16 protein-coding genes, 4 tRNA genes and 1 other RNA gene are annotated in these 22,356 nt (G+C 72.2%); 11 read left to right on the top strand and 10 right to left on the bottom strand.

Translation table 11 applies throughout. The features are described 5' to 3' along the window. Positions 1-85 precede the first annotated feature (85 nt). Genes purL through purS form a run of 3 tightly spaced genes read right to left on the bottom strand, consistent with a single transcriptional unit; the run spans position 86 to position 3,290 of the window. Complete coding sequence (gene purL / locus ACFWBD_RS06745; protein WP_385663669.1) at positions 86-2,344, bottom strand: phosphoribosylformylglycinamidine synthase subunit PurL; 2,259 nt, start codon at positions 2,342-2,344, stop codon at positions 86-88. Next, positions 2,341-3,021 (bottom strand): phosphoribosylformylglycinamidine synthase subunit PurQ, encoded by a 681-nt coding sequence (purQ, locus tag ACFWBD_RS06750; protein ID WP_385663672.1) that lies wholly within the window; start codon positions 3,019-3,021, stop codon positions 2,341-2,343. The genes purL and purQ overlap by 4 nt, the downstream gene beginning before the upstream one ends. Beyond that, positions 3,018-3,290: a phosphoribosylformylglycinamidine synthase subunit PurS gene (purS, locus tag ACFWBD_RS06755; protein WP_020131278.1), complete on the bottom strand. Its 273-nt coding sequence runs from the start codon at positions 3,288-3,290 to the stop codon at positions 3,018-3,020. Before purS ends, purQ begins: the two co-directional genes overlap by 4 nt. Positions 3,291-3,654: 364 nt before the next feature. Here purS and ACFWBD_RS06760 point away from each other — a divergent pair, with 364 nt between their 5' ends. From ACFWBD_RS06760 to ACFWBD_RS06795, 8 genes are all read left to right on the top strand, one after another. Continuing rightward, positions 3,655-3,972 carry an Lsr2 family protein gene (locus ACFWBD_RS06760; protein ID WP_385663675.1) on the top strand — a complete coding sequence of 106 codons (318 nt, stop codon included), beginning with the start codon at positions 3,655-3,657 and terminating at the stop codon, positions 3,970-3,972. A 153-nt stretch (positions 3,973-4,125) separates the two neighbouring features. Then, positions 4,126-4,197: transfer RNA gene (locus ACFWBD_RS06765), tRNA-Gly, on the top strand. 80 nt (positions 4,198-4,277) lie between these two features. Then, positions 4,278-4,350 (top strand) — tRNA-Gly (locus tag ACFWBD_RS06770). A 172-nt stretch (positions 4,351-4,522) separates the two neighbouring features. Next, positions 4,523-5,476: an ABC transporter ATP-binding protein gene (locus ACFWBD_RS06775; RefSeq protein ID WP_385663677.1), complete on the top strand. Its 954-nt coding sequence runs from the start codon at positions 4,523-4,525 to the stop codon at positions 5,474-5,476. Next, positions 5,473-6,288 carry an ABC transporter permease gene (locus tag ACFWBD_RS06780; protein ID WP_385663680.1) on the top strand — a complete coding sequence of 272 codons (816 nt, stop codon included), beginning with the start codon at positions 5,473-5,475 and terminating at the stop codon, positions 6,286-6,288. The genes ACFWBD_RS06775 and ACFWBD_RS06780 overlap by 4 nt, the downstream gene beginning before the upstream one ends. A gap of 64 nt (positions 6,289-6,352) precedes the next feature. Beyond that, positions 6,353-7,606, top strand: a complete 1,254-nt coding sequence (locus tag ACFWBD_RS06785) for a sensor histidine kinase (RefSeq protein ID WP_385663683.1) — start codon at positions 6,353-6,355, stop codon at positions 7,604-7,606. Next, positions 7,603-8,211, top strand: a complete 609-nt coding sequence (locus tag ACFWBD_RS06790) for a response regulator (RefSeq protein WP_385663686.1) — start codon at positions 7,603-7,605, stop codon at positions 8,209-8,211. The genes ACFWBD_RS06785 and ACFWBD_RS06790 overlap by 4 nt, the downstream gene beginning before the upstream one ends. Before the next feature lie 23 nt (positions 8,212-8,234). Continuing rightward, positions 8,235-8,310 (top strand) — tRNA-Gly (locus ACFWBD_RS06795). 37 nt (positions 8,311-8,347) lie between these two features. Here the strand turns inward: ACFWBD_RS06795 and ACFWBD_RS06800 are convergent. The 6 genes from ACFWBD_RS06800 to ffs form a co-directional block, all read right to left on the bottom strand. After that, positions 8,348-9,247, bottom strand: coding sequence for a phosphoribosylaminoimidazolesuccinocarboxamide synthase (locus ACFWBD_RS06800; RefSeq protein WP_385663689.1), 900 nt, complete (start codon positions 9,245-9,247; stop codon positions 8,348-8,350). Positions 9,248-9,416: 169 nt separating this feature from the next. Next, entirely contained in the window at positions 9,417-10,928 is a 1,512-nt protein-coding gene (locus ACFWBD_RS06805; RefSeq protein ID WP_385663692.1) for a N,N-dimethylformamidase beta subunit family domain-containing protein, read from the bottom strand. A 283-nt stretch (positions 10,929-11,211) separates the two neighbouring features. After that, positions 11,212-13,782 carry a hypothetical protein gene (locus tag ACFWBD_RS06810; RefSeq protein ID WP_385664174.1) on the bottom strand — a complete coding sequence of 857 codons (2,571 nt, stop codon included), beginning with the start codon at positions 13,780-13,782 and terminating at the stop codon, positions 11,212-11,214. Positions 13,783-14,114: 332 nt separating this feature from the next. Beyond that, a complete protein-coding gene (gene purD, locus ACFWBD_RS06815; RefSeq protein ID WP_385663695.1) occupies positions 14,115-15,410 on the bottom strand; it encodes a phosphoribosylamine--glycine ligase in 1,296 nt (431 codons plus the stop codon). 156 nt (positions 15,411-15,566) lie between these two features. Then, positions 15,567-17,972 carry a DNA polymerase III subunit gamma and tau gene (locus ACFWBD_RS06820; protein ID WP_385663698.1) on the bottom strand — a complete coding sequence of 802 codons (2,406 nt, stop codon included), beginning with the start codon at positions 17,970-17,972 and terminating at the stop codon, positions 15,567-15,569. A gap of 70 nt (positions 17,973-18,042) precedes the next feature. Continuing rightward, positions 18,043-18,141: signal recognition particle sRNA small type (gene ffs / locus ACFWBD_RS06825), an RNA gene on the bottom strand. Between the two features lie 71 nt (positions 18,142-18,212). On the opposite strand from ffs, the gene ACFWBD_RS06830 reads away from it, so the two are divergent. Continuing rightward, a tRNA-Ser gene (locus tag ACFWBD_RS06830) sits at positions 18,213-18,300 on the top strand. Positions 18,301-18,895: 595 nt separating this feature from the next. Further along, positions 18,896-19,117, top strand: coding sequence for a hypothetical protein (locus ACFWBD_RS06835; protein ID WP_028807083.1), 222 nt, complete (start codon positions 18,896-18,898; stop codon positions 19,115-19,117). A gap of 339 nt (positions 19,118-19,456) precedes the next feature. Here the strand turns inward: ACFWBD_RS06835 and ACFWBD_RS06840 are convergent, their stop codons facing one another. After that, positions 19,457-20,782, bottom strand: a complete 1,326-nt coding sequence (locus ACFWBD_RS06840; protein WP_385663700.1) for a wax ester/triacylglycerol synthase domain-containing protein — start codon at positions 20,780-20,782, stop codon at positions 19,457-19,459. 326 nt (positions 20,783-21,108) lie between these two features. On the opposite strand from ACFWBD_RS06840, the gene ACFWBD_RS06845 reads away from it, so the two are divergent. Further along, positions 21,109-22,281, top strand: coding sequence for a macrolide family glycosyltransferase (locus ACFWBD_RS06845; RefSeq protein ID WP_385663705.1), 1,173 nt, complete (start codon positions 21,109-21,111; stop codon positions 22,279-22,281). The last annotated feature ends 75 nt before the right edge of the window (positions 22,282-22,356 follow it).

Consider the following 22,356-nt stretch of genomic DNA (forward strand, 5'->3'; position numbering starts at 1 on the left):
CCCCGCCCGTGGGAACGGGCGAGGCCTTCACCGCCGTACAGGCGCCTCGGGTGCTTGGGTGCCTTGTGCCTTGTGCCTTGGGTGCTTACGCGAGCAGGGCCGGGATGGTCTCCTCGTGGGCCTTGCGCAGCTCCTCCAGGGACAGCTCGAACTCGCCCTGGAGCTCGACCGTGTCGCCGTCGACGACACCGATGCGGGTGACGGGCAGGCCGCGCGCCCCGCACATGTCGTTGAAGCGGAGCTCCTCGGAGCGCGGGACGGCCACCACGGCACGGCCCGCCGACTCGGAGAAGAGCAGGGTGAAGGCGTCGAGCCCGTCCGGTACGACCAGCCGCGCGCCCCTGCCGCCGAGCAGCGCCGACTCGACGACCGCCTGGATCAGACCGCCGTCGGACAGGTCGTGCGCGGCGTCGATCATGCCGTCGCGGGAGGCGGAGATCAGGATCTCGGCGAGCAGCCGCTCCCGCTCCAGGTCGACCTTCGGGGGCAGCCCGCCGAGGTGGTCGTGGACGACCTGGGACCAGGCCGAGCCGCCGAACTCCTCACGCGTGTCGCCCAGGAGGTAGAGCAGCTGGCCCTCCTCCTGGAAGGCGACCGGCGTGCGGCGCGCGACATCGTCGATCACACCGAGCACGGCCACCACCGGGGTGGGGTGGATGGCCACCTCGCCCGTCTGGTTGTAGAGGGAGACGTTGCCGCCGGTCACCGGGGTGCCCAGCTGCTGGCAGGCGTCGGCCAGGCCACGGATGGCCTCCGCGAACTGCCACATCACCGCCGGGTCCTCGGGCGAGCCGAAGTTGAGGCAGTCGGAGACGGCGAGCGGCCTGGCGCCGGTCGTCGCGACGTTCCGGTAGGCCTCGGAGAGGGCCAGCTGCGCGCCCGCGTACGGGTCGAGCTTGGCGTACCGGCCGTTGCCGTCGGTCGCGATGGCGACGCCGAGGCCGGTCTCCTCGTCGATCCGGATCATGCCGGAGTCCTCGGGCTGCGCGAGGACGGTGTTGCCCTGCACGAAGTGGTCGTACTGCGAGGTGATCCACTTCTTGGACGCCTGGTTGGGCGAGGCGACCAGCGCGAGCACCTGGTCCTTGAGCTCGGCGCCGGTCGTCGGCCGGGGCAGCTTGTTCGCGTCGTCCGCCTGGAGGGCGTCCTGCCACTCCGGGCGGGCGTAGGGGCGCTCGTAGACCGGGCCGTCGTGGGCCACGGTCCGCGGGTCGACGTCGACGATCTTGCCGCCGTGCCAGAAGATCTCCAGCCGGTCGCCGTCGGTCACCTCACCGATGACGGTCGCGATGACGTCCCACTTGTCGCAGATCTCCAGGAACCGGTCGACCTTCGACGGCTCGACGACCGCGCACATGCGCTCCTGCGACTCGCTCATGAGGATTTCCTCGGGCGAGAGCGTGGAGTCCCGCAGCGGTACGTCGTCCAGGGTGACGCGCATGCCGCCGGAGCCGTTGGAGGCCAGCTCGGACGTGGCGCAGGACAGGCCGGCCGCGCCGAGGTCCTGGATGCCGACGACGAGCTTCTCCTTGAAGGCCTCCAGGGTGCACTCGATGAGGAGCTTCTCCTGGAAGGGGTCGCCGACCTGCACGGCCGGGCGCTTCGACGGCTTGGCGTCGTCGAAGGTCTCGGAGGCGAGGATCGACGCGCCGCCGATGCCATCGCCGCCGGTCCGGGCCCCGTAGAGGATGACCTTGTTGCCGGGGCCGGAAGCCTTCGCGAGGTGGATGTCCTCGTGCCGCATCACGCCGATGGCACCGGCGTTGACCAGCGGGTTGCCCTGATAGCAGGCGTCGAAGACGACCTCGCCGCCGATGTTCGGCAGGCCCAGACAGTTGCCGTAGCCGCCGATGCCGGCGACGACGCCCGGCAGGACGCGCTTGGTGTCGGGGTGGTCGGCGGCGCCGAAGCGCAGCGGGTCCACGACCGCGACCGGGCGCGCGCCCATCGCGATGATGTCGCGGACGATGCCGCCCACGCCCGTGGCCGCGCCCTGGTAGGGCTCGACGTACGAGGGGTGGTTGTGCGACTCGACCTTGAAGGTGACCGCGTAGCCCTGGCCGACGTCGACGACGCCCGCGTTCTCGCCGATGCCCACGAGCAGCGCGTCGGACTGGGGGGCCTTCTCACCGAACTGGCGGAGGTGGACCTTGGAGGACTTGTACGAGCAGTGCTCGGACCACATGACGGAGTACATGGCGAGTTCGGCGCCGGTGGGCCGGCGGCCGAGGATCTCCACGACGCGCTCGTACTCGTCCTTCTTCAGACCGAGTTCGGCCCAGGGCAGCTCGACGTCGGGGGTCTCGGCCGCGTGCTCGACCGTGTCCAGAGGCGTCCGGCTCATGCGTTGACCAGCTTCTTGAGGATCGAGGTGAAGAACGGGAGACCGTCGGTGCGGCCCGACCCGACGAGGGGCTCGACGGCGTGCTCCGGGTGCGGCATGAGGCCCACGACGTTGCCGGCCTCGTTGGTGATGCCGGCGATGTCACGGAGGCTGCCGTTGGGGTTCACGTCCAGGTAGCGGAAGGCGACCCGGCCCTCGGCCTCGAGCTTGTCGAGGGTGTACTCGTCGGCGACGTACCGGCCGTCCATGTTCTTCAGCGGGATGTGGATCTCCTGGCCCGCCTCGTAGTCGGCGGTCCAGGCGGTCTCCGCGTTCTCCACCCGCAGCTTCTGGTCGCGGCAGATGAAGTGGAGGTGGTCGTTGCCGAGCATCCCGCCGGGAAGCAGGTGGGCCTCCGTGAGGATCTGGAAGCCGTTGCAGATACCGAGGACGGGAAGACCGGCCTTCGCCTGCTCGATGACGCTCTCCATCACCGGCGAGAAGCGGGAGATGGCTCCGGCGCGCAGATAGTCGCCGTAGGAGAAACCACCGGGCAGCACCACGGCGTCCACCTGATGGAGGTTCTTGTCCTTGTGCCAGAGAGCGACGGGTTCGGCACCCGCGAGTCGGATCGCACGCGCAGTGTCCCGGTCGTCGAGGCTGCCCGGGAAAGTGACGACGCCAATACGAGGGGTCACTTCGCGGCTCCCGCGACTGCTTCTTCCGACTCGACCTTGACGGTGAAGTCCTCGATCACGGTGTTCGCGAGGAAGGATTCCGCAAGATCATGGATGCGGGCGAGGGCGGCCTCGTCGACCGGCCCGTCAACTTCCAGTTCGAATCGCTTTCCCTGACGTACGTCGGAGATGCCTTCGAAACCCAGCCGCGGCAGTGCGCGCTGCACCGCCTGGCCCTGGGGGTCGAGGATCTCCGGCTTGAGCATGACGTCGACTACGACGCGTGCCACTGGCACTCCCGGTGGTGTGGTGCTGAGCAGGTGCCTGCAGGTGTCTCCAACAGGTGTCTTCAGACTACCCGTACAAAATTTCTACGCGGGTAGAGTTGTAGGAAAGTACGTGAGCGCCATCACGATCAGGTATCGGACCAGTGCCTTCGCGAAAATTTCAGGGAAAGATCCGGGGTGCACCAACGTTCCCTATTGCCCAGGGACACGCGGGCAGATTTAGTCGAGCTTCACATTGCAATGCCGGGCACTGTACAAATGAATTAGCAATAGCCGATACTTTGCCCCATTAACAGGCGGACAGTCGACATCTCCGTGACGTCATGGCACGTCATCGCAGAGCTGTCGCACGAAGGGACCGATATTCGTGGCGCAGAAGGTCGTGGTCACTCTCTTTGACGACATCGACGGCTCGGAAGCGGCGGAAACGATCGCCTTCGGACTCGACGGCAAGTCGTACGAGATCGACCTGAATGAAGCCAATGCCGAGAAACTGCGTAAGGCTCTCGCGCCCTACGTCGACGCCGGCCGCAAGCGGTCGAGGTCCGGCAAGGCGTACAAGCAGACGGAGGTCGCCCCCGACCCGGCTGCCGTCCGGGCCTGGGCCCAGGCCAACAAACTGGAGGTGCCGGCGCGCGGCCGCATCCCCAAGAAGGTCTACGAGGCGTTCGCCGACGCGCAGTGAGCCGCACCAGCTGATCGGCTCCCCGTGAGCCACGGGCCGACGGCCGGTCACCGGCCCCTCGAACGCACCGACTTGCGCTGCACCCCTCCTGGTCAGCTAGAGTCTGGAGCACGCCGAGGGGCAAGGCCGAAAAGCCCAGCTCACGGAGTACACGCGGGTGTAGTTCAGTAGTAGAACATCCCCCTTCCAGGGGGAAGGCGCAGTGTGCGATCCCTGTCACCCGCTCTGCATCACCTGCCTGACCACTCTTGTGGATCAGGTAGGGTAGTGCTCGCGCCGATCGGTGAAAGCCGGTCGGAGGCAATGCGGACGTAGCTCAGTTGGTAGAGCGCAACCTTGCCAAGGTTGAGGTCGCGAGTTCGAGCCTCGTCGTCCGCTCAGGAATCAGACCCCGGTCCATTGGACCGGGGTCTTTTCGTGGGCCCTGAGCGCGTGCCCCGTGTGTGGGCCCTGAGCGTGGGCACGACGCGAGGGTCCGTCTGACATTTGTCATATGGAGTGGTGACACCTCGCACTGCTGCCGGCCTCCGCCCGCGGGGAGGCTTGAGGCATGGACACGAATGAACACGTGATTGAGGTCACCGACCTCCGGCGTGTGTACGGGGGCGGGTTCGAAGCGGTCCGTGGGATCTCCTTCCACGTCGACCGCGGTGAGATCTTCGCGCTGCTCGGCACCAACGGCGCCGGAAAGACATCGACGGTCGAGTTGCTGGAGGGGCTCGCGCGCCCCGACGGCGGGCGGATCAGAGTGCTGGGCCACGATCCGCACACCGAGCGGGCCGCCGTCCGGCCGCGCACCGGCGTGATGCTCCAGGAGGGCGGCTTCCCCTCCGAGCTGACCGTGGCCGAGACCGCGCGCATGTGGGCCGGCTGTGTGAGCGGCGCCCGCCCGGTCAAGGAGGCGCTGGCGCTGGTCGGGCTCGCCGGGCGGGCCGACGTCCGGGTCAAGCAGCTGTCCGGGGGCGAGCGGCGGCGCCTCGACCTGGCGCTCGCGGTTCTCGGCGAACCCGAGGTGCTGTTCCTGGACGAGCCGACGACCGGCCTGGACGCCGAGGGCCGCCGAGACACCTGGGACCTGGTGCGCGCGCTGCGTGACGCCGGTACGACGGTGCTGCTGACCACGCACTACCTGGAGGAGGCGGAGAACCTCGCCGACCGGCTGGCCATCCTGCACGAGGGCCGTATCGCGGCCGCCGGGACCCCTGCCGAGGTGACCGGCGCCCAGCCGTCCCGGATCACCTTCGAACTGCCCGAGGGGTACTTCGTGGGCGACCTGCCTCCGCTGGGCGAGCTGGGTGTGTGCGGTCACGAGGTCGACGGGCGCCTCATACGGCTGCGCACCCGGGAGCTGCAACGGGCGGCGACCGGGCTCCTGGTGTGGGCCGAGCGGGCCCAGGTCGCGCTGCGGAGGCTGGATGTGCGGTCGGCCTCGTTGGAGGAGGCGTTCCTGGGGATAGCCCGGGAGGCGTCGAACAGCGCCGAGACCGAGGAGGTCGCTGCATGAGCGGGGCAACGGCGAAGGACTCGGCCGGCCGTGCGGCCGGCCGGCCGCTCACGACTCCCGCGAGCCGGATGGCCGCCCTCGCGCGCGCCGAGCTGACGCTGCTCGGGCGGAGCAAGAGCACGATCATCGCGGCCGTGTTCCTACCGCTGGTGCTGCCGGTGAGCCTGGCGTCGGTGGTCGAGGACATGGACGTGGAGGACGTCGGGCTCAGCGTCGGCCTGGTGCTGCTGCCCGCCGCGATCGGCTTCTCGCTGCTGTTCGGGGTGTACTCGGCGCTGGCTGCCATCTACACCGCCCGACGGGAGGAGCTCGTACTGAAGCGGCTGCGTACCGGCGAGCTGCGGGACCCGGAGATCCTCGGCGGGGCGGCGCTGCCCGTCGTCGCCACGGGGCTGGTGCAGTCCCTGGTGCTGGTGGCGGGCACCACGCTCCTGCTCGACGTACCGGCCCCCGAAGCTCCGCATCTCGCCGTCCTGGGGCTGCTGTTGGGCCTGGCGATGTGCGCGGCGCTCGCGGCCGTCACGGCGACGGTGACCCGGACCGTGGAGAGCGCGCAGGTCACCACGATGCCCCTGGTGCTCGTGTCGATGACCGGCTCCGGCGTGACCGTCCCCCTGGAAATGCTGCCCGACCGGCTCGCCTCCGTCTGCGAACTGCTGCCGCTGTCGCCGGTGATCACCCTGATACGCGGCGGCTGGACCGGGAGCCTGTCGGCGTACGAGGCCCTGGGCGCCCTGGCGACCGCACTGGCCTGGACCCTGCTGGCGGTGTTTGCTGTACGGCGGTGGTTCCGATGGGAGCCCCGGCGCTGACCCGCCGGGACCGAGCCGGGGCGAGCCGGGATCGTGGCGGACTGAACGGTAGGGGAGGGCAAGGATGTTGGGCCGCATTCGGGGGTGGCAGCGGCGCCACTGGCGAGACCGCAGCAAGGCCGAGCGGGTCGAGTTGCAGACCCTGGGCACCTGGTACTTCACCACCTGGTTCTTCTCCTTCGCCTGGCTCGCGCTGCCTTTGGTGGGCGGGCTCGAGCACCGTCCGGCGCCGCTGCTCGTCGGCGGGCTGCTGCTGTTGGCGGGCGCCCTCCAGTGCGCCGAGGCGAACCGGCTCACCCGGCCCGTCCTCGACCACTACCTGCGCCGCGCCGAGCTCCCACCGCGTGCCCTGTATCCCGCGGCCGGGCTGCTGGTACTCGGCCTGGTGCTGGCCCTGGCGCTCACCGTGGTGGGCGGCGCCGACCCCGTGACGACCCGGCTCTGCATAGGAGCCGCGCTGCTGCCCTTCGGGATGCTGTACGGACTCGTGGTGCCCATCCGGCGGTTCCTGCACCACTCCGCCCTGCTCGCCGTGGCCCTCATGGCCGCGTTCGGCTGGGCCGAACCGGATGCGGCGGGGATCTTCATGGTCGGGTTCCTGACCGCCTTCGCGACCTGCTTCTCGCTGTTCGCCTGCCGCTGTAGCGCCTGGAACCTGGCGGTGCTGTGGGAGGCGGACCGAGCCGGGGAGGTCGAGGCCCGGCTCGCCGTCGCCGAGGAGCGGCTGCGGTTCGGACGCGATCTGCACGACGTGATGGGGCGGAACCTGGCCGTGATCGCCCTGAAGAGCGAGCTGGCCGTGCAGCTGGCCAGGCGCGGGCGGCCGGAGGCCGTGGAGCAGATGATCGAGGTCCAGCGGATAGCGCAGGATTCGCAGCGGGAGGTGCGCGCCGTCGTGCGGGGCTATCGAGAGGCGGACCTCGGGATCGAACTCGTCGGCGCCCAAGGGGTGTTGAGGGCGGCCGGAATCGCCTGCGAGGTGATCGGGGAGGCCGGCGGGCTGCCCGCTGAGGTGCAGTCGGCGCTCGGCTGGGTGGTGCGGGAGACCACCACCAATGTGCTGCGGCACGGAGACGCCGGGCGTTGCTCGGTGGCGTTGCGGATGCCCGAGGGACGCGTGGTGCTGACCGTGGAGAACGACGGCGCCGGATCCCCCACCACCGAAGGCGGCGACGGGTCGGGGCTGGCCGGGCTGCGGGAGCGGTTGCGGAGCGTCGACGGGACGCTGGAGGCCGGGTTCGTCGGGGCGGGCGTCTTCCGGGTCGTCGCCGAGGTTCCGTTGAGCGGAAAGGCTGCTGTGAGAGAGGTCGCTTCATGACCGTGCGGGTGCTGCTCGCCGACGACGAACATCTCATCCGGGGTGCGCTGGCCGCGCTGCTCTCCCTGGAGGACGACCTGGTGATCGTCGCCGAGGCGGCCACCGGACCGGAGGCGCTGGCGATGGCGATGGCGCACCGGCCCGACGTCGCCGTCCTGGATCTGCAGATGCCGGGCACCGACGGTGTGAACGTCGCCACATCCCTGCGCACCGAACTGCCCGGCTGCCAGGCACTGATCGTCACCAGCCACGGTCGGCCCGGGCATCTCAAACGGGCGCTCGCGGCGGGTGTGCGCGGGTTCGTCCCGAAAACGGTGAGCGCACAGCGGCTCGCGGAGATCATCCGTACCGTGCACGCCGGGAGCCGGTACGTCGACCCGGAGTTGGCCGCCGACGCGATCGCCGCCGGTGACTCGCCGCTGACCTCGCGTGAGACGGAGGTGCTCGAACTCGCTGCCGACGGGGCGCCCGTCGCGGAGATCGCCGAGCGGGCCGCGCTCTCCCAGGGGACCGTACGGAACTATCTGTCGTCGGCCGTCTCCAAGCTCGGGGCGGAGAACCGGCACGCCGCGGTGCGGCTCGCCCGGGAGCGGGGTTGGGTATAGTTGGCCTCGCGCCACGGCGCACTGCGGACGTAGCTCAGTTGGTAGAGCGCAACCTTGCCAAGGTTGAGGTCGCGAGTTCGAGCCTCGTCGTCCGCTCCATCGCAAAGGCCCCGGTCATCGACCGGGGCCTTTCGCGTCAGGCCCAGCTGATGCCCGTGAGGCGCTCGTAGGCCTCGATGTACTTCGCGCGGGTCGCATCCACGATGTGCTGCGGCAGGGGCGGCGGGGGCTGCTCGCTCGCCCGGTCCCAGCCGGACTCGGCCGAGGTCAGCCAGTCACGCACGAACTGCTTGTCGTACGAGGGCTGCGCGCGGCCGGGCTGCCACTGGTCGGCGGGCCAGAAGCGGGAGGAGTCCGGGGTGAGGACCTCGTCGGCGATGACCAGGTTCTCGCCCTCGAAGCCGAACTCGAACTTGGTGTCGGCGAGGATGATGCCCCGGTCGCGGGCGATGTCGCGGGCGCGGCCGTAGACGGCGAGGGTCGCCTGGCGGAGCTGGGCGGCGGTGTCGGCGCCGACCTGACGGGCCACCTCCTCGTAGGAGACGTTCTCGTCGTGCTCGCCGACGGCGGCCTTGGTGGCCGGGGTGAAGATCGGCGCGGGGAGTTCGCTGCCGTCCACCAGGCCCTCGGGAAGGGCGAGGCCGCAGACCGTGCGGGACTCCTTGTATTCGGCGAGGCCCGAGCCGGTGAGGTAGCCGCGGGCCACGCACTCGACGGGGACCATCCGGAGCGACTTGCAGACCAGGGTGCGGCCGGCCCAGTCGGCGGGGACGCCGGCGGGCGGTTCCGTGCTCAGGACGTGGTGGGGGACCAGGTCGCGGAGCTGGTCGAACCACCACAGGGAAAGCTGGGTGAGGATACGGCCCTTGTCGGGGATCTCGGTCGGCAGCACCCAGTCGAAGGCGGAGGTGCGGTCGCTGGCGACCATCACGAGGTCGCCCGCCTCGTTCTGGTACAGCTCGCGCACCTTGCCGGTGTGCAGATGCACCAGGCCCGGCACCTGAAGGGGCTCGGGCTTTTCTACGAATCCGGACACGGTTCCTCCCCGTGGTTGAGACAAAGGGGTGCCCGCAGGGCTCGAGCAGGGTGGTGGTGGGAGACGGGCGGGCCTAGTGGGTCGATTGTCCCGTACATAGGGATCGATCAAGGACAGCGGGTGGGGCGAGCGGGTGTCCACGGGGGTCAGTCGCGTCTGTACACGGGGGTCAGTCGCGTTTGCAGATGCGGTCCAGGAGGTTGGCCGTGGCGCGTTGGACGCGGGGGTCCACATGGCCGGGGCGGTCCAGGGCCGGGGACCAGGCGAAGGTGCCGGAGGCGAAGACCAGCGCGCCGGAGGGGGCCCGGTAGAGGGAGGTCTCCTGGTGGCGGAGGACGCCCTCGCTGTCGGGGTACGGGGAGTGGGCGAGGAGTATGCGGTCCTCGTGCGGTGGGAGAGGGGTGCGCGGGAAGTAGCGGTCGGCCTCGCCCGCGACCAGGTCCTCGATGCCGTCACCGTCGCATGCGCCGGTCGCCTCCCACAGCCAGTGGTCGGCGTTGCGGACGATCAGCGGATGCGGCTCGGGCACCCGGCCCGCGTACTGGATGCCGACCAACTGCTGCTCGGCGCGGTCGATCTCCCGCCAGAGGACGGACTTGCCGGGCCCCTTGCGCTTGCGGCAGGTCAGCAGGCGGCTCGGGACACCGGACGGGGAGGGACCCAACTCCACTTGCCAATAAAGGGAGTTGGCGGACAGGAAGACCAGTGAGGTGCCGCTGTCACGGGCGAGTTCCACGGTGCGGCGCATGCTCGTCGACCAGTACTCGTCGTGGCCGGGGAAGACCAGGCCGCGGTAGCGGGTGGGGTCGATGTGACCGGCGTGCAGGTCGCGGGCGTCGGCGTAGGCGAGGTCGTAGCCGTAGCGCTCGGCCCAGCGGATGAAGTCGTAGGCGTGGCCGACATGGAGGGGCAGTCCGGCGCCGGCGTACGGGCGGTCGAAGGAGACCGTGGTCGCGGCGTCGGCTTCCCCGAGCAGACGGCCGTCGTCGTCCCACGCGTGGTAGAGGCTGGCGCCGCTGCGGCCGTCCTCGGGGTAGAGGTTGTAGGCCTGCCAGGTGACGTCGGGGAGCAGCAGGAGCAGATCGGCCGGATGGTGGTCGCGAACCGTGAAGGGGACGTGGGAGCGGTAGCCGTCGACGGTGGTGAGGACGGCGACGTACGCGCCGACGTTCCAGTACGACGGGACCTGTAAGCGCCAGGAGAGCCACCAGTGGTGGCAGGAGACCGTGCGGTCGGCGGTCAGCGGCGAGGGCTGGACGATCCCGGAGAGGCGCGGGCTGGTGGTGATCTTGGCGGCGCCGTCGCCGTCGTAGTGGCCGATGCGGTAGACGTCGACGCTGAATTCCTGGGGCGGGTCGACCGTGATGTGGAAGTCGACGGCGTCGCCGGGCGCGACCGCGCCGGTGGAGACGAAGCCCTTGATCTGGCGGCGCACGTCGTCGGCCGAGCGGGGGCCGCCGGCCGAGGGCGCGGTGCGGGGGGCCGGGACGCGGGAGGTGCCCCGGGCGGGAGCGGGGGCCGCGTCCACGTACCAGGGGACGACCTGGCCGGTGTCGTCGAAGTACGTCTCGCTGCCGCGCAGCCAGGGGAGGGGACCCTGTCCGAAGGGGTCCGTCACGGCGTGGGCCAGTGCTCCCGACTCCCATCGGCGGATGTGTTCCGGTCCTGGTCCGGGTCCCATGGTGCTCCCCTCCCGTGTGCCCCCGTAGTGGCTCGTGCGTACGCCGTACGTGACCGCCCTGCGCGTTTGTCCTATGTCGCCAGCCCTTGCCATGGGCTCGATCGGTCCCAGCACATCACATAACGCGCGCAGGCAGTCACGATTCGTTGCGAATTGGCCGAAAGTGGAATATAGAGCTCCGTTAGGGTGTGGCCGATGGGCTGCCGGGGCTGCCGGGGCTGCCGGAAGTTGCCCGGGGCGGCTGGAGACGGACGGCGCGGGCAGCGCCGGCGCCTCGGCGCGCTCAGCCGAGCCGTACCGGCTTCTCCGGGCGTATCCCGAGCTCCACCAGCCAGGTGCGCAGGGGGACCGCGTCGCCGTCCTCCACGAGGCTGAGCACCCGGGGGGCCAGATCTGCCACGCGCTCACCGTCGACCAGGAGGGTCGGGCCGTCGAGCCAGTCGAGACCCGGAATGGCGCCGACGGTGTCCATCGCCGCGCAGCAGACCATCGCCGTGACGTGATCGGCCAGGAGCTCGCGGTCGGTGCGCGGCGGCTGGAGGGGGAACAGGGGGAGCGCGCCCTCGTCCCAGAGGGCCAGGTCGGGGCCCTGTCCGGGTGCCGGGGGGCCGGCCGGAGCGGGGGGCGCGGCCGCCGCGGCCGCGGCTTCCTCCCGCCCCAGCTCGGCCCCGAGCCCGGCAGCGAGGGCCGCGCTGCGGGGGTTCGGGGGCGGGGGGTCCTCGTCATCGGCGAGGAAGGCGGCCTCGAAGGCGGGGGCCGGGACGGGCGCCGAGTCGGGGGCGGGGGCAGAGGCGGGGGCCGAGTCGTGGGCCGAGTCGGGGGCAGGGGCCGGGTCGGGGGCGGAGGCCGGGTCGGGGGCAGGGCTGGTGCCCGGATCGAGCTCGGAGTTCGGGCCCTGGCGAGGGTTCCGGACGATGCCCGGGTCGGCTGAGGCGGGGGCGGGGGCGGGATGCCCGGCGGGGGCCGGCGCGGCCGGGAGACCGGTAGGTCCTGTCCGGTCGGTAGGGCCGGTGGGGCCGGTCCCATCGGTGGGGCCGGTCCCATCGGTGGGGCCGTCAGAGCCGGTGAGTCCGGTAGGGCCGGTCCGGTCGGTCGGGTCGGTCGGGTCGGTCCGGTCGGTCCGGTCGATCCGGTCGGTCCGGTCGGTGAGGCCCTCAGAGCCGGTGAGGCCCCCAGAGCCGGTCCGGTCGGTGAGGCCGGTAGGCCCGGTGAAGCTGCCGGAGCCGGTCCGGTCGGTGAGGCCGGGGAAGCTGGCGGAGCTGCCGGAGCCGGTCCGGTCGGTGAGGCCGGGGAAGCTGGCGGAGCTGCCGGAGCCGGTCCGGTCGGTGAGGCCGGGGAAGCTGGCGGAGCCCGTGAGGCCGGTAGGGCCGGGGAAGCTGGCGGAGCCCGTGGGGTCGGTGGGGGATGGGGCTGGGCTGGGTGCAGGGGCTGTGGGCGCGCTCGGCTCGGCCGCCGGGGCGGGTGTGGGTACCGGGGGTGTCTGGCCGGCGGTCGGGCTCGTCGGGTGGGGGCCCTCGGTGTCGTCGGGCCTGTCTGTCGGCCGGTCCGTCAGGTGGTCCAGGACTCGGGCCAGTGTGGGGCCGCTGTGGCCACCGGAGTGGGGGCCACCGGAGTGGGTGGTGCTGGTCGGGTCGCAGGTGCGGCGGACGCCGAGGGCGTCGAGGACCCGGTGGAGCCGGGCCGCGTCGGTACGCCACTTGCGGTCGACCACCTCGTCCGGGTAGTCCTCCCAGGCCACCGGCGACCAGTCCGGGCCCGGGTCCGCGGGGCCGCCGTGGAAGAGGCGGGCGGCGAGCAGCGAGGCGGCCTCGTCGATCGTGCCGGGCTCTTCGAGCAGGTCGCAGGCGGGGCGCTCGCCGAGGCGGGAGGCGAATCCCTCGGCCAGCCGGTCGCGCCGGGACAGCTCGGTCAGGGCGGCGACGACGCCCGCGTCCAGCCGGGAGGGCCAGCGGCCCATCCGCCAGGCGGGCAGCGCCACCCGCGTCAGGAGACGGTCCCAGCCCGCGTAGGCCAGGCCCACCTGCTCCTGAGCGACGATGCGCAGCCCGTAGTCCACAGCCTGTGCACGCTCGGAGGCCGCGGCGGCGACGCCCCGCTCCATCTCGCCGGCGTGGATCTGACAGCCGCGCAGCATCAGGCGCGCTACCCAGCCGATGCCCGAGCAGGCCGGGCGCAGCACGGGATACCGGTCACCGCGGTAGGCGCAGACGGCCACCGCGGCGTCCAGCCCGCGCACGAAGCGCCGGGCCGCGGCTATGTCGGGGTGCGCCGAGGGGCCCGTGCCGGCGACGACGGGGGCCAGCACGGCGCGCAGCTCGCCCACGCGCATCCACCACAGGAACGGGGAACCGATGACGAGGACGGGTGCCGCCGCCGTACGGCGGTGGAGGGGGCCGTGGGGGCCGCCCGGGCCGGCTATCTCGTCACCGCCGCGGGACGGAGACGGGCCGTGGGCCGGGTGGGTGCGGTCCTCCAGCCAGCTGTCGCAGTCCGGTGTGAGCGCTATCGCGGAGGGCGCGGGAACTTCGAGGCGGTCGGCGAGGTCGCGGACCAGCCGGTACAGGTCGGGGGCCGCGTCCTCGGCGACGCCGACGGTGGGGCTGACCGCGGGGCGGGCGCGGGCGACGACCAGGCCGATGACACCGGAGGCCAGCAGTACGACGAGCGCGACGGCGGACACGGCCCAGCGGGCGGCGTCCCACCCCGGGCCCACGAAGTGCCCGGTGGAACCGCCCGCCAGCAGGATCACCGCGGCGGCCGCGGGCAGCAGCGCGACGGCGAGCGCCCGGCTGCGGATGCGTAGCACCGCCATTGCCCGGGCCCGCGCGGCCTGCGCGCCCATCTCCACTCCCATACCGGTCACGACCGGACCTCACCCCCTCTACGGTCCTGTTTCCCCGGCTGTCCTCGCAGTGGTCACTCCCCCACTGTGGCACCGACCACCGACATCGCAATGCCGGTGGGCCAAGTGCCGGAACGAGCACCGGAACGCTTGCGCCGCACCCTAGTTGGCGCTCCGGCCCACGTCAGCCGGATAGCTCAGCGCTCACACGATGGAATGGCTTTGGGGAAAGGTGGATGACGGTGGGCAACGATCAGGCCCCGGGTTCCACGGGTCCTCCGTACGGAGTTCCATGGTGGCCCGGGGCCTGGGAGATCCCTGCTGACGCCTGCCGCGGCGCGTGCCTACGCGTCTGCCGCCGCCTTCGCGGCGATGTCGGTGCGGTGCTGCGAACCGTCGAGCCCGATGCGCTCGACCGCCTTGTAGGCGCGCTCGCGGGCTTCGGTGAGGTCGGTGCCGGTCGCGGTGACGGACAGGACGCGCCCGCCGGCGCTGACGACCGTGCCGCGGTCGGCCCCGTCGTACTTCGTCCCGGCGTGCAGGACGTACGCGTGCGGGGCGTCCTCGGCGGCCACCTCGGCGAGGCCGGAGATCGGGTCGCCGGTGCGCGGGGTGCCGGGGTAGTTGTGCGAGGCGATGACGACGGTGACGGCCGCGTCGTCGCTCCAGCGCAGGGACGGCAGGTCGGCGAGGTCGCCGGTGGCGGCCGCCTTCAGGACGCCGGCCAGCGGGGTCTTCAGACGGGCCAGGACGACCTGCGTCTCGGGGTCGCCGAAGCGGGCGTTGAACTCGATGACCCGGACACCGCGGCTGGTGATCGCGAGGCCCGCGTAGAGCAGTCCGGAGAAGGGGGTGCCGCGGTGGCGCATCTCGTCGACGGTCGGCTGGAGAACGGTCTCCAGGACCTCCTCCACCAGCTTCGGGTCGGCCCAGGGCAGCGGCGAGTAGGCACCCATGCCGCCCGTGTTGGGGCCCTCGTCGCCGTCGAGCGCGCGCTTGAAGTCCTGGGCGGGCTGGAGCGGGACGACGCTCACGCCGTCGGTGATCGCGAAGAGGGAGACCTCGGGGCCGTCGAGGAACTCCTCGATGACGACGCTCCCCCGCTGCCTGGACGGCGCGGGAGGTACCCCCATGCAGCCGGCCGCGTGCGCCGCGGCGGCCTCCAGGTCGTCGGTGACGACGACGCCCTTGCCGGCGGCCAGACCGTCGTCCTTGACGACGTACGGCGCACCGAAGGCGTCGAGGGCCTCGGCGGCCTCCTCGGGGGTCGTGCAGACGTAGGAGCGGGCCGTCGGTACGCCGGCCGCGGCCATCACGTCCTTGGCGAACGCCTTGGAGCCCTCCAGCTGCGCGGCCTCCTTCGAGGGGCCGAACACCGGGATGTCCACGGCGCGCACGGCGTCGGCGACCCCGGCGACCAGCGGCGCCTCCGGGCCTACGACGACCAGCTCGGCGCCGAGCTCGACGGCCAGCGCGGAGACGGCCGCGCCGTCCAGGGCGTCGACCTGGTGCAGCTCGGCGACCTCGGCGATGCCGGCGTTGCCTGGGGCGCAGTGCAGCGCGGTGACGGCGGGGTCGAGGGACAGGGAGTGGCACAGGGCGTGTTCGCGGGCGCCGCTGCCGATGACGAGGACGTTCACGGGGGTCAGCCTAACGGGCGGGGGCGGGGGCGTTTTGTGCGGGCTTCCGAAAGCCGGGAGGTGGGGATGTTGTGCGTTCCTCCAAGCGGTCCGCGCGACGGGCCCAGGGAAACGGCGAGGGGAACGGCGTCGCCGGGGGAACCTCCGTGTCTCCCCCTACTCGTTGGTGAACTCCTCCACCACCGTCGCTCCGAGCTCGCGCACGATCAGTTCGTAGCCGGAGAGGGCCGACTCGTTGAGGTCGGGGTCGTCGTCCTCGGGGGTGTCGTCCTCGGGGGCCACCGGTTCCGGGGCGGGCGGACGGGACGGCGCCGGGCCGGGGGCCGCGTGGGTGGGGACCGAGGCCGACGCCGACGCGTACGGGGCAGGGGCGCCGGGAGCGGCCGGCGCCTGGGACGCGGTCGTGCCCGACGGGGCCGACGCACCGCCGCCACCGCCGTAGCCACCGGGGCTGTTGTGGCCCCCGGGGCTGCCGTAGCCGCCGGGCGCACCACCGCCGCCGCCACCGAAGCCGCCGGTCGGCGGGGGCGCCGAGCCGCCGGACGGGTCGACGATCGCGTCGATCTTCCACTGGACGCTGAACTGCTCGGCCAGCGCCTGCCGCAGCACGTCCTCGCTGCCGCTGCTCGTGAAGTTGTCGCGGGCGCCGGCGTTGACGAAGCCGAGCTGGAGGGTCGTGCCGTCGAAGCCCGCCACGTGGGCGTTCTGGCTGAGCAGGATCCAGGTGAAGCGACGGCGGTTCTTGACCGCCTCCAGGATGTTCGGCCAGAGCATGCGGGGGTCGAGGCCGCCGGCGGGGGCCGCGTACCCGCCGGGCGCGGACGGCGCGGGGGTGACTGCCGGGGCCGGGGCCGAGGGAGCTGCCGAGGCGGCCGGAGCGGAAGCGGGGGCCGGTGTCGCCGGAGGCCGGCCGCCGCTGCCCGCGGGCGCGGCCGTGGGCCAGCCACCGGGGCGGCGCCCGCTGCCCGCCGCGGTGGCGGTGGGCCAGGCTCCGGGGGCGGGCTGGGCAGGAGCCTGGGGGCTCGCGGCCGGCACCTCCTCCACCGGCGGGGCGGAGGCCGCGGCCGGAGCGGAAGCCGGAGCGGGTGTACGGTCCGGGACGACCGCGGGCGGGGCGGCCGGAGACTGGGCAGGCGCGGGCGCGGGCGCGGCGGGCTCGGGCGCGGCGGACTCGGCTGAGGGGTCAGGCGCCTGGCCGGGACCGGGGCCCTGAGCGGGACCCTGCCCCGGACCCGGGCCCCGTACCGCGGCGCGGGCGGCGGCCGCCCCGCCGCCGGGCGGGAGCGGCGCGCCCCCGGTCGTGGCGGCTCCGCCGTGCGCCTCGGGTCCGGGCACGTAACCCATCGTCGGCATCGCGGATGCGCCGGGCGCCGCCCCGTGCGTACCGACGCCCGGCGAGAAGTTCACGCCCCGCTCGATGCGGTCGAGGCGGGCCATGACGGAGCGTTCGTCGCCGTAGGCGGCGGGCAGCATCACGCGCGCGCAGATCAGCTCGAGCTGGAGACGGGGTGAGGTGGCGCCCCGCATCTCGGTGAGCCCCTCGTTGACGAGGTCGGCGGCGCGGCTCAGCTCCGCGGCGCCGAAGACGCCGGCCTGGGCCTGCATGCGCTCGATCACGTCGGCGGGGGCGTCGATGAGCCCCTTGTCGGCCGCGTCCGGGACCGCGGCGAGGATGACGAGGTCCCGGAGCCGCTCCAGCAGGTCGGCGACGAAGCGGCGGGGGTCGTTGCCGCCCTCGATGATCCGGTCGACCACCTCGAAGGCGGCGGCGCCGTCACCGGTGGCGAAGGCCTCGACGACGGAGTCGAGCAGCGAGCTGTCCGTGTACCCGAGCAGGGAGGTGGCCATGGCGTACGTCACACCCACGTCGGTCGCGCCGGCGAGGAGCTGGTCCATGACGGACATGGAGTCACGCACGGAACCCGCTCCGGAGCGCACGACGAGCGGCAGCACGCCCTCCTCTACGGGGATGGCCTCCTGCCCGCACACCTCGCCGAGGTAGTCCCGCAGCGTGCCCGGCGGCACGAGCCGGAACGGGTAGTGGTGGGTCCGCGACCGGATGGTCCCGATGACCTTCTCGGGCTCGGTGGTCGCGAAGATGAACTTCAGATGCTCCGGCGGCTCCTCGACGACCTTCAGGAGCGCGTTGAAGCCGGCCGGCGTGACCATGTGGGCCTCGTCGATGATGTAGATCTTGTAGCGGCTGCGGGCGGGCCCGAAGAAAGCCTTTTCCCGCAGGTCACGGGCGTCTTCCACACCGCCGTGCGAAGCTGCGTCGATCTCGATGACGTCGATGGACCCCGGGCCGTTCCTGGCGAGGTCCTTGCACGACTCGCACTCCCCGCACGGGGTCGGTGTGGGCCCCTGCTCGCAGTTCAGGCACCGGGCCAGGATCCGCGCGCTGGTGGTCTTCCCGCACCCACGCGGCCCGCTGAACAGGTACGCGTGATTGACCCGGTTGTTCCGTAGCGCCTGCTGCAACGGACCGGTGACATGCTCCTGCCCGATGACCTCGGCGAACGACTCCGGGCGATAGCGGCGGTACAGCGCGAGAGACGACACGCATACGAGGTTATAGGCGACCGCTGACATCGGGTCCCACGTGCGGGCCCGCCGCCCGGCCCCCACCGCGAACGCAAGCGCCCCCCACGCACCCGCCAGAGCCGACCTACCCTTGCTGCCTTCCGGCCCTGGGGGAGTTCAGTCAGATAGCGCCGCGTGAGGGGCTGCGCACAGGCTACAGGATCCGAGCGGGGGGAACGAGTTCGCGAGCACTCCTCAACGTCTTGTATTGTTTGCCGCGGAGGATTCGCCTAGTGGCCTAGGGCGCACGCTTGGAAAGCGTGTTGGGGGCAACCCCTCACGAGTTCGAATCTCGTATCCTCCGCCAGTGCCTCACCGGGCACGAAGTCGAAGGGCCCCACCGTTCGCGGTGGGGCCCTTCGACTTTGTCCGCCGCGTTTTCCGCCGTTGTCCGCCGCGGTTTCCGTCTCGTTCGCCGATCCGGGACATCCGGTCCGGCCGACTGCGACGCCGCCCGTCATGCTCATGATCGCCAACACACCGGCAGCGTCATGGCAGTGGCGGGAGTCGCCCTGCCGGCACTGAGCCTGATCCTCGCCGTCGGCTGAGGCGGGTTCTCGCGGTCGGCCGACGCGGAGGCTCGCGGTCGGCCGACGCGGAGGCTCGCGGTCGGCCGACGCGGAGGCTCGCGGTGGAACGCGGTGGAACGCGGAAAGCCGGAGCGCCACGCACCGGATGCCGCCACGCGCGGGGTGTCCCGGGGGCACGAAGTGCGGATCCGAAGGTAACGGTCTGTGGTGGGGTCCGGCGGGCTCTCCCGTGGGCTTGTCGGCGAATCCCCAGGTCAGAGGCGCGTGACTGCCCGCGTTCCGGCCGAAGCGGTGATCGCTGTGCGGGTCTGTGACGAACAGCGGAGAAAGACGGCCGCTACGAGCGGCGCATCCAGGCCCATACTGGAGTCAATGACAAAGCCATCGGCACCGAAGCGTTACTTGCCCACCAGTCCCTTCAAGGCCCCGGCCGCGCCGTCCCCCAAGCACTTCGAGGTGGGCGACCAGGTCACGCACGACATGTACGGCCTCGGGCGTGTGATCGGCATCGAGGACGGAATCGCGGCACTCGTGGATTTCGGTTCGGCGCAAATGCGGATCCTGAGCCCGTACACCAAGATGAGCAAGCTGTAGGACCGCTGTGCCCGGTCACGGCACGCCAGGTCCCTCCACGGCCCTGTAACGAATGGGAGACCTCTCATCGACCCGACCTCGCTGTTCTCCGCTCCGGAAGGGGCGACTCGCTATGCCACCGCGGCATCGCCGCCTCCGACGACCAACCCCTTCCAGGCCCCGGACTTCGGGGAGGACGAGATCTTCCTGATCGAGGATGCGCAGGCATCCCTCTCGGCCATGGGTGCGGCTCGACGCCAGGCGAGCTAGTCGGCGGCCACGCGCCGCCCCGGTTCCGCGCATGCCGAAGGGCCCCACCGTTCAATGTGGGGCCCTTCGACATGCGCGGAACCGGCGGGGTCAGCGGGCCCTCTCGGCCAGCAGCGTCAGCTCGTCGAGGAACGCCTCCGCCAGCAGGCCCGCGTCCTGGCTGCCCGAGTTGGTGGCGACGCTCAGCGTGTGGCCCTTGGCGCAGCCGCCCAGCGCGAAGGTGGCCGTGTCGGCCGGGGGCACCATGGGGACGATGGTGAGGTGGCGCAGCGGTCGTCCGGCCAGGGTCTGGCCCTGCTCGCGCAGATGGACGTAGGAGCAGGCGGCCGGCGCGTACGCGGGCGCGAAGATCTTTCCGCCGGCCAGCGCCAGGGCCGCCCCGGGGACCGCCGCGAGCGTGCCCTCGACCAGCTTCTCGGCGGTGCGCCGGGGCCGGGTGACGGTGGTCAGCAGACCGGTGCACGCGGTCAGCCGGGCCACCGGGTCGGCGAGCGTCACCGGCGCGGGGACCCGGACGTTGGCGAACGCGTTGCCGAGGAACTCACCGCAGTCGTCCGGCCGTTCGTCGACCGGGACCGACAGCCACACCTGCCTCGCATCCGGATCCCGGTCACCGCCGACGGAGGCGGACGCGGAATCGGAATCGGAATCGGCATCCGAGGCCGACAGACAGGCGCGCAGGACTCCGGAGACCGTCGCCAGGAACACCTCGTTGGTGGTCGCCGGGCGCGCGGAGCCCACCGCTCCCACGGAGACGGCCGCGCGCGCGGCCCGCAGCAGGTCGGCGCGCAGCCGTACGACGGTGTACGCGGGCTCCCGCGGGCCCCGGTGCGGCAGGGGCACCGCGCGGCCCGTGGTGAGCAGGCCCGGCGGGCCGCCGCCCGTGGGGCCGGGGCGGACCGTCCGTCGCCGGGGGCCGGGGACCGCCAGGGACGCGGCGCCGTCCAGCGGCCCGCCGTCGTCGAAGAGGGCGCGCAGCAGGGTCGTCAGGGAACGGCCGTCGAGCAGGCTGTGGTGCATCCGGAACAGCAGGGAGAACTCCCCCTCCACCGTCCCGCGCAGCAGGTGGAGGCTCCATGGCGGCCGGTCGGCCGGGAACGGGGTGTGGAACCACCGGCGGACCGCGTCCCGGAGGGTGAGGTCCGCGCTGTCGATCTGCTGGGCCAGGTCGTGGCCGTCCCGCCGCGCCCAGCGGTGCCGGCCGGTCCACCAGGTCAGGCCCGTCCGGGCGCCGCCGGGAGCGACCAGGGTCTGGGTGAGCCTGGGGAGCGCCTTCCAGCGTTCCTCCACCAACGCCCGCAGCTCGTCCAACGACGGTGGGGCGCCCGCGAGGTCCAGGGCGATGCCGGCGTTGGGCGGGCCGAACGGCCAGCGGGCCATCCCCTCTTCCATCAAGGGCAGATGCGATCCGGGCATGAGACTGCTCCTGTCGTGGGCCGTCCGTGTCGTGGGCCGGTCCTGTCGTGGGCCGGCTGCTGGGGGACGACGTCCTGTACCCCCAACGGCCGATCGGACCGGCGGTCACGTCCGCCGCGTCACCGGACGCCCCGACAGGTACCTCTCAGGTGTTCCGCAGGTGTCAACGCGCGGCCGTGGAGGCTCCCTGATGGGGTGACACTGCCGCAGGTTTGCGGTCACGAACGGTGTCGGTGCGCCTTTAATCGGGACTCCGCGTCCGCCGTTCGGGCGTCCCGTTCCCGAGTCCCCCGCCCCGGCTCCGTGCCGGACAGGAGTTGTGTGTCGTGCCTGGTACTCATCCGAATCCCGCGCACATCCCCGCGCACATCGCCGTGTTCAACGTTCCGATGCACGGGCACGTGAATCCGACCCTGGGGGTCGTCGAGGAACTCGTCCGGCGGGGGCACCGGGTCAGTTACGCCGTCACCGAGGACTTCATGCACCAGGTGAAGGCGGCCGGTGCCGAACCCGTGCTCTACCCGGACGCGGGGGACGGCTCGGACGCGCCGGAGGACATGGGCGAGGGGTTCGCCCGGGTCGTCGAGGTGGCGCTGGCGGCCCTGCCCGCCCTGACCCGGGCGTTCGGCAAGGACCGTCCGGACCTGGTGCTGTGCGACATCTACGCCTTCGCGGGCCTGCTGCTGGGGGCACGGTGGCAGCTGCCGACCGTCGTGGCCTCGCCCACCCATCTCGCCTACGACGGCATCGTCCCCGAGTTCTTCGGCGTGCCCGGCCTCCCGCAGCTGCCGGGCTTCGCGCGGCTCGCGGCCGCCTTCGCCGGCCAGGGGATCGAACCCGCGCGGATCCAGGACCTCGTGCGGCCCGATCACGCCGTCGCGTTCTTCCCCCGGACCTTCCAGCGCAGGGCGGACACCGTCGCGGCACAGCGCGTCGCGTACGTCGGACCGGCGCTCGGGGACCGCTCCTACCAGGGTTCCTGGCAGCCGCCGCGGCCCGACCTGCCCGTCCTGCTGGTCTCGCTTGGCTCCCAGTTCACCCGGCGGCCGGAGTTCTACCGGTCCTGCGTCCAGGCGTTCGCCGAGCTGCCCTGGCATGTGGTCATGTCCGTCGGCGCCGTCCCGCCGGACGGGCTGGGGCCGCTGCCCGCCAACGTCGAGGCCCACTCCCATGTGCCCCAGCTGGCGGTGCTCGCGCACGCGGACGCCTTCGTCACCCACGCCGGAATGGGCGGCACGATGGAGGCCCTGCACTACGGCGTCCCTCTCGTGGCGGTCCCGCAGATGGCCGAGCAGCGGGTCAACGCCGACCGGATCGAACGCCTCCGGCTGGGCGTCCACCTGCCGCGCGAGAGCGTCACCCCCGAGGCGCTGCGCGAGGCCGTCCTGCGCGTCTCGTCCGACCGGGACATCCGCGCGGGCGTGTCCGCCATGCGCCGGGAGATCGCGGCGGCCGGCGGCGCGAGGGCCGCGGCCGACCTGATCGAGCGGGCCCTGTAGCCCCGCAGTCCCTGTAGCCCCGCGCCGGTACCGGGTACCGGCCAGGAGGCCGGGACCCCTGTTCCGATGTTCCGA

This window comes from Streptomyces sp. NPDC060002 (assembly GCF_042737245.1).
Classification (GTDB): Bacteria; Actinomycetota; Actinomycetes; order Streptomycetales; family Streptomycetaceae; genus Streptomyces.

Bases quoted from the DNA above. Each gene is read 5' to 3' on its own strand.
- purL (WP_385663669.1), bottom strand. From the start codon at position 2,344: ATGAGCCGGACGCCTCTGGACACGGTCGAGCACGCGGCCGAGACCCCC.
- ACFWBD_RS06775 (WP_385663677.1), top strand. From the start codon at position 4,523: ATGGACACGAATGAACACGTGATTGAGGTCACCGACCTCCGGCGTGTG.
- ACFWBD_RS06780 (WP_385663680.1), top strand. From the start codon at position 5,473: ATGAGCGGGGCAACGGCGAAGGACTCGGCCGGCCGTGCGGCCGGCCGG.
- ACFWBD_RS06785 (WP_385663683.1), top strand. From the start codon at position 6,353: ATGTTGGGCCGCATTCGGGGGTGGCAGCGGCGCCACTGGCGAGACCGC.
- ACFWBD_RS06790 (WP_385663686.1), top strand. From the start codon at position 7,603: ATGACCGTGCGGGTGCTGCTCGCCGACGACGAACATCTCATCCGGGGT.
- ACFWBD_RS06805 (WP_385663692.1), bottom strand. From the start codon at position 10,928: ATGGGACCCGGACCAGGACCGGAACACATCCGCCGATGGGAGTCGGGA.
- ACFWBD_RS06810 (WP_385664174.1), bottom strand. From the start codon at position 13,782: ATGGGAGTGGAGATGGGCGCGCAGGCCGCGCGGGCCCGGGCAATGGCG.
- ACFWBD_RS06835 (WP_028807083.1), top strand. From the start codon at position 18,896: ATGACAAAGCCATCGGCACCGAAGCGTTACTTGCCCACCAGTCCCTTC.
- ACFWBD_RS06840 (WP_385663700.1), bottom strand. From the start codon at position 20,782: ATGCCCGGATCGCATCTGCCCTTGATGGAAGAGGGGATGGCCCGCTGG.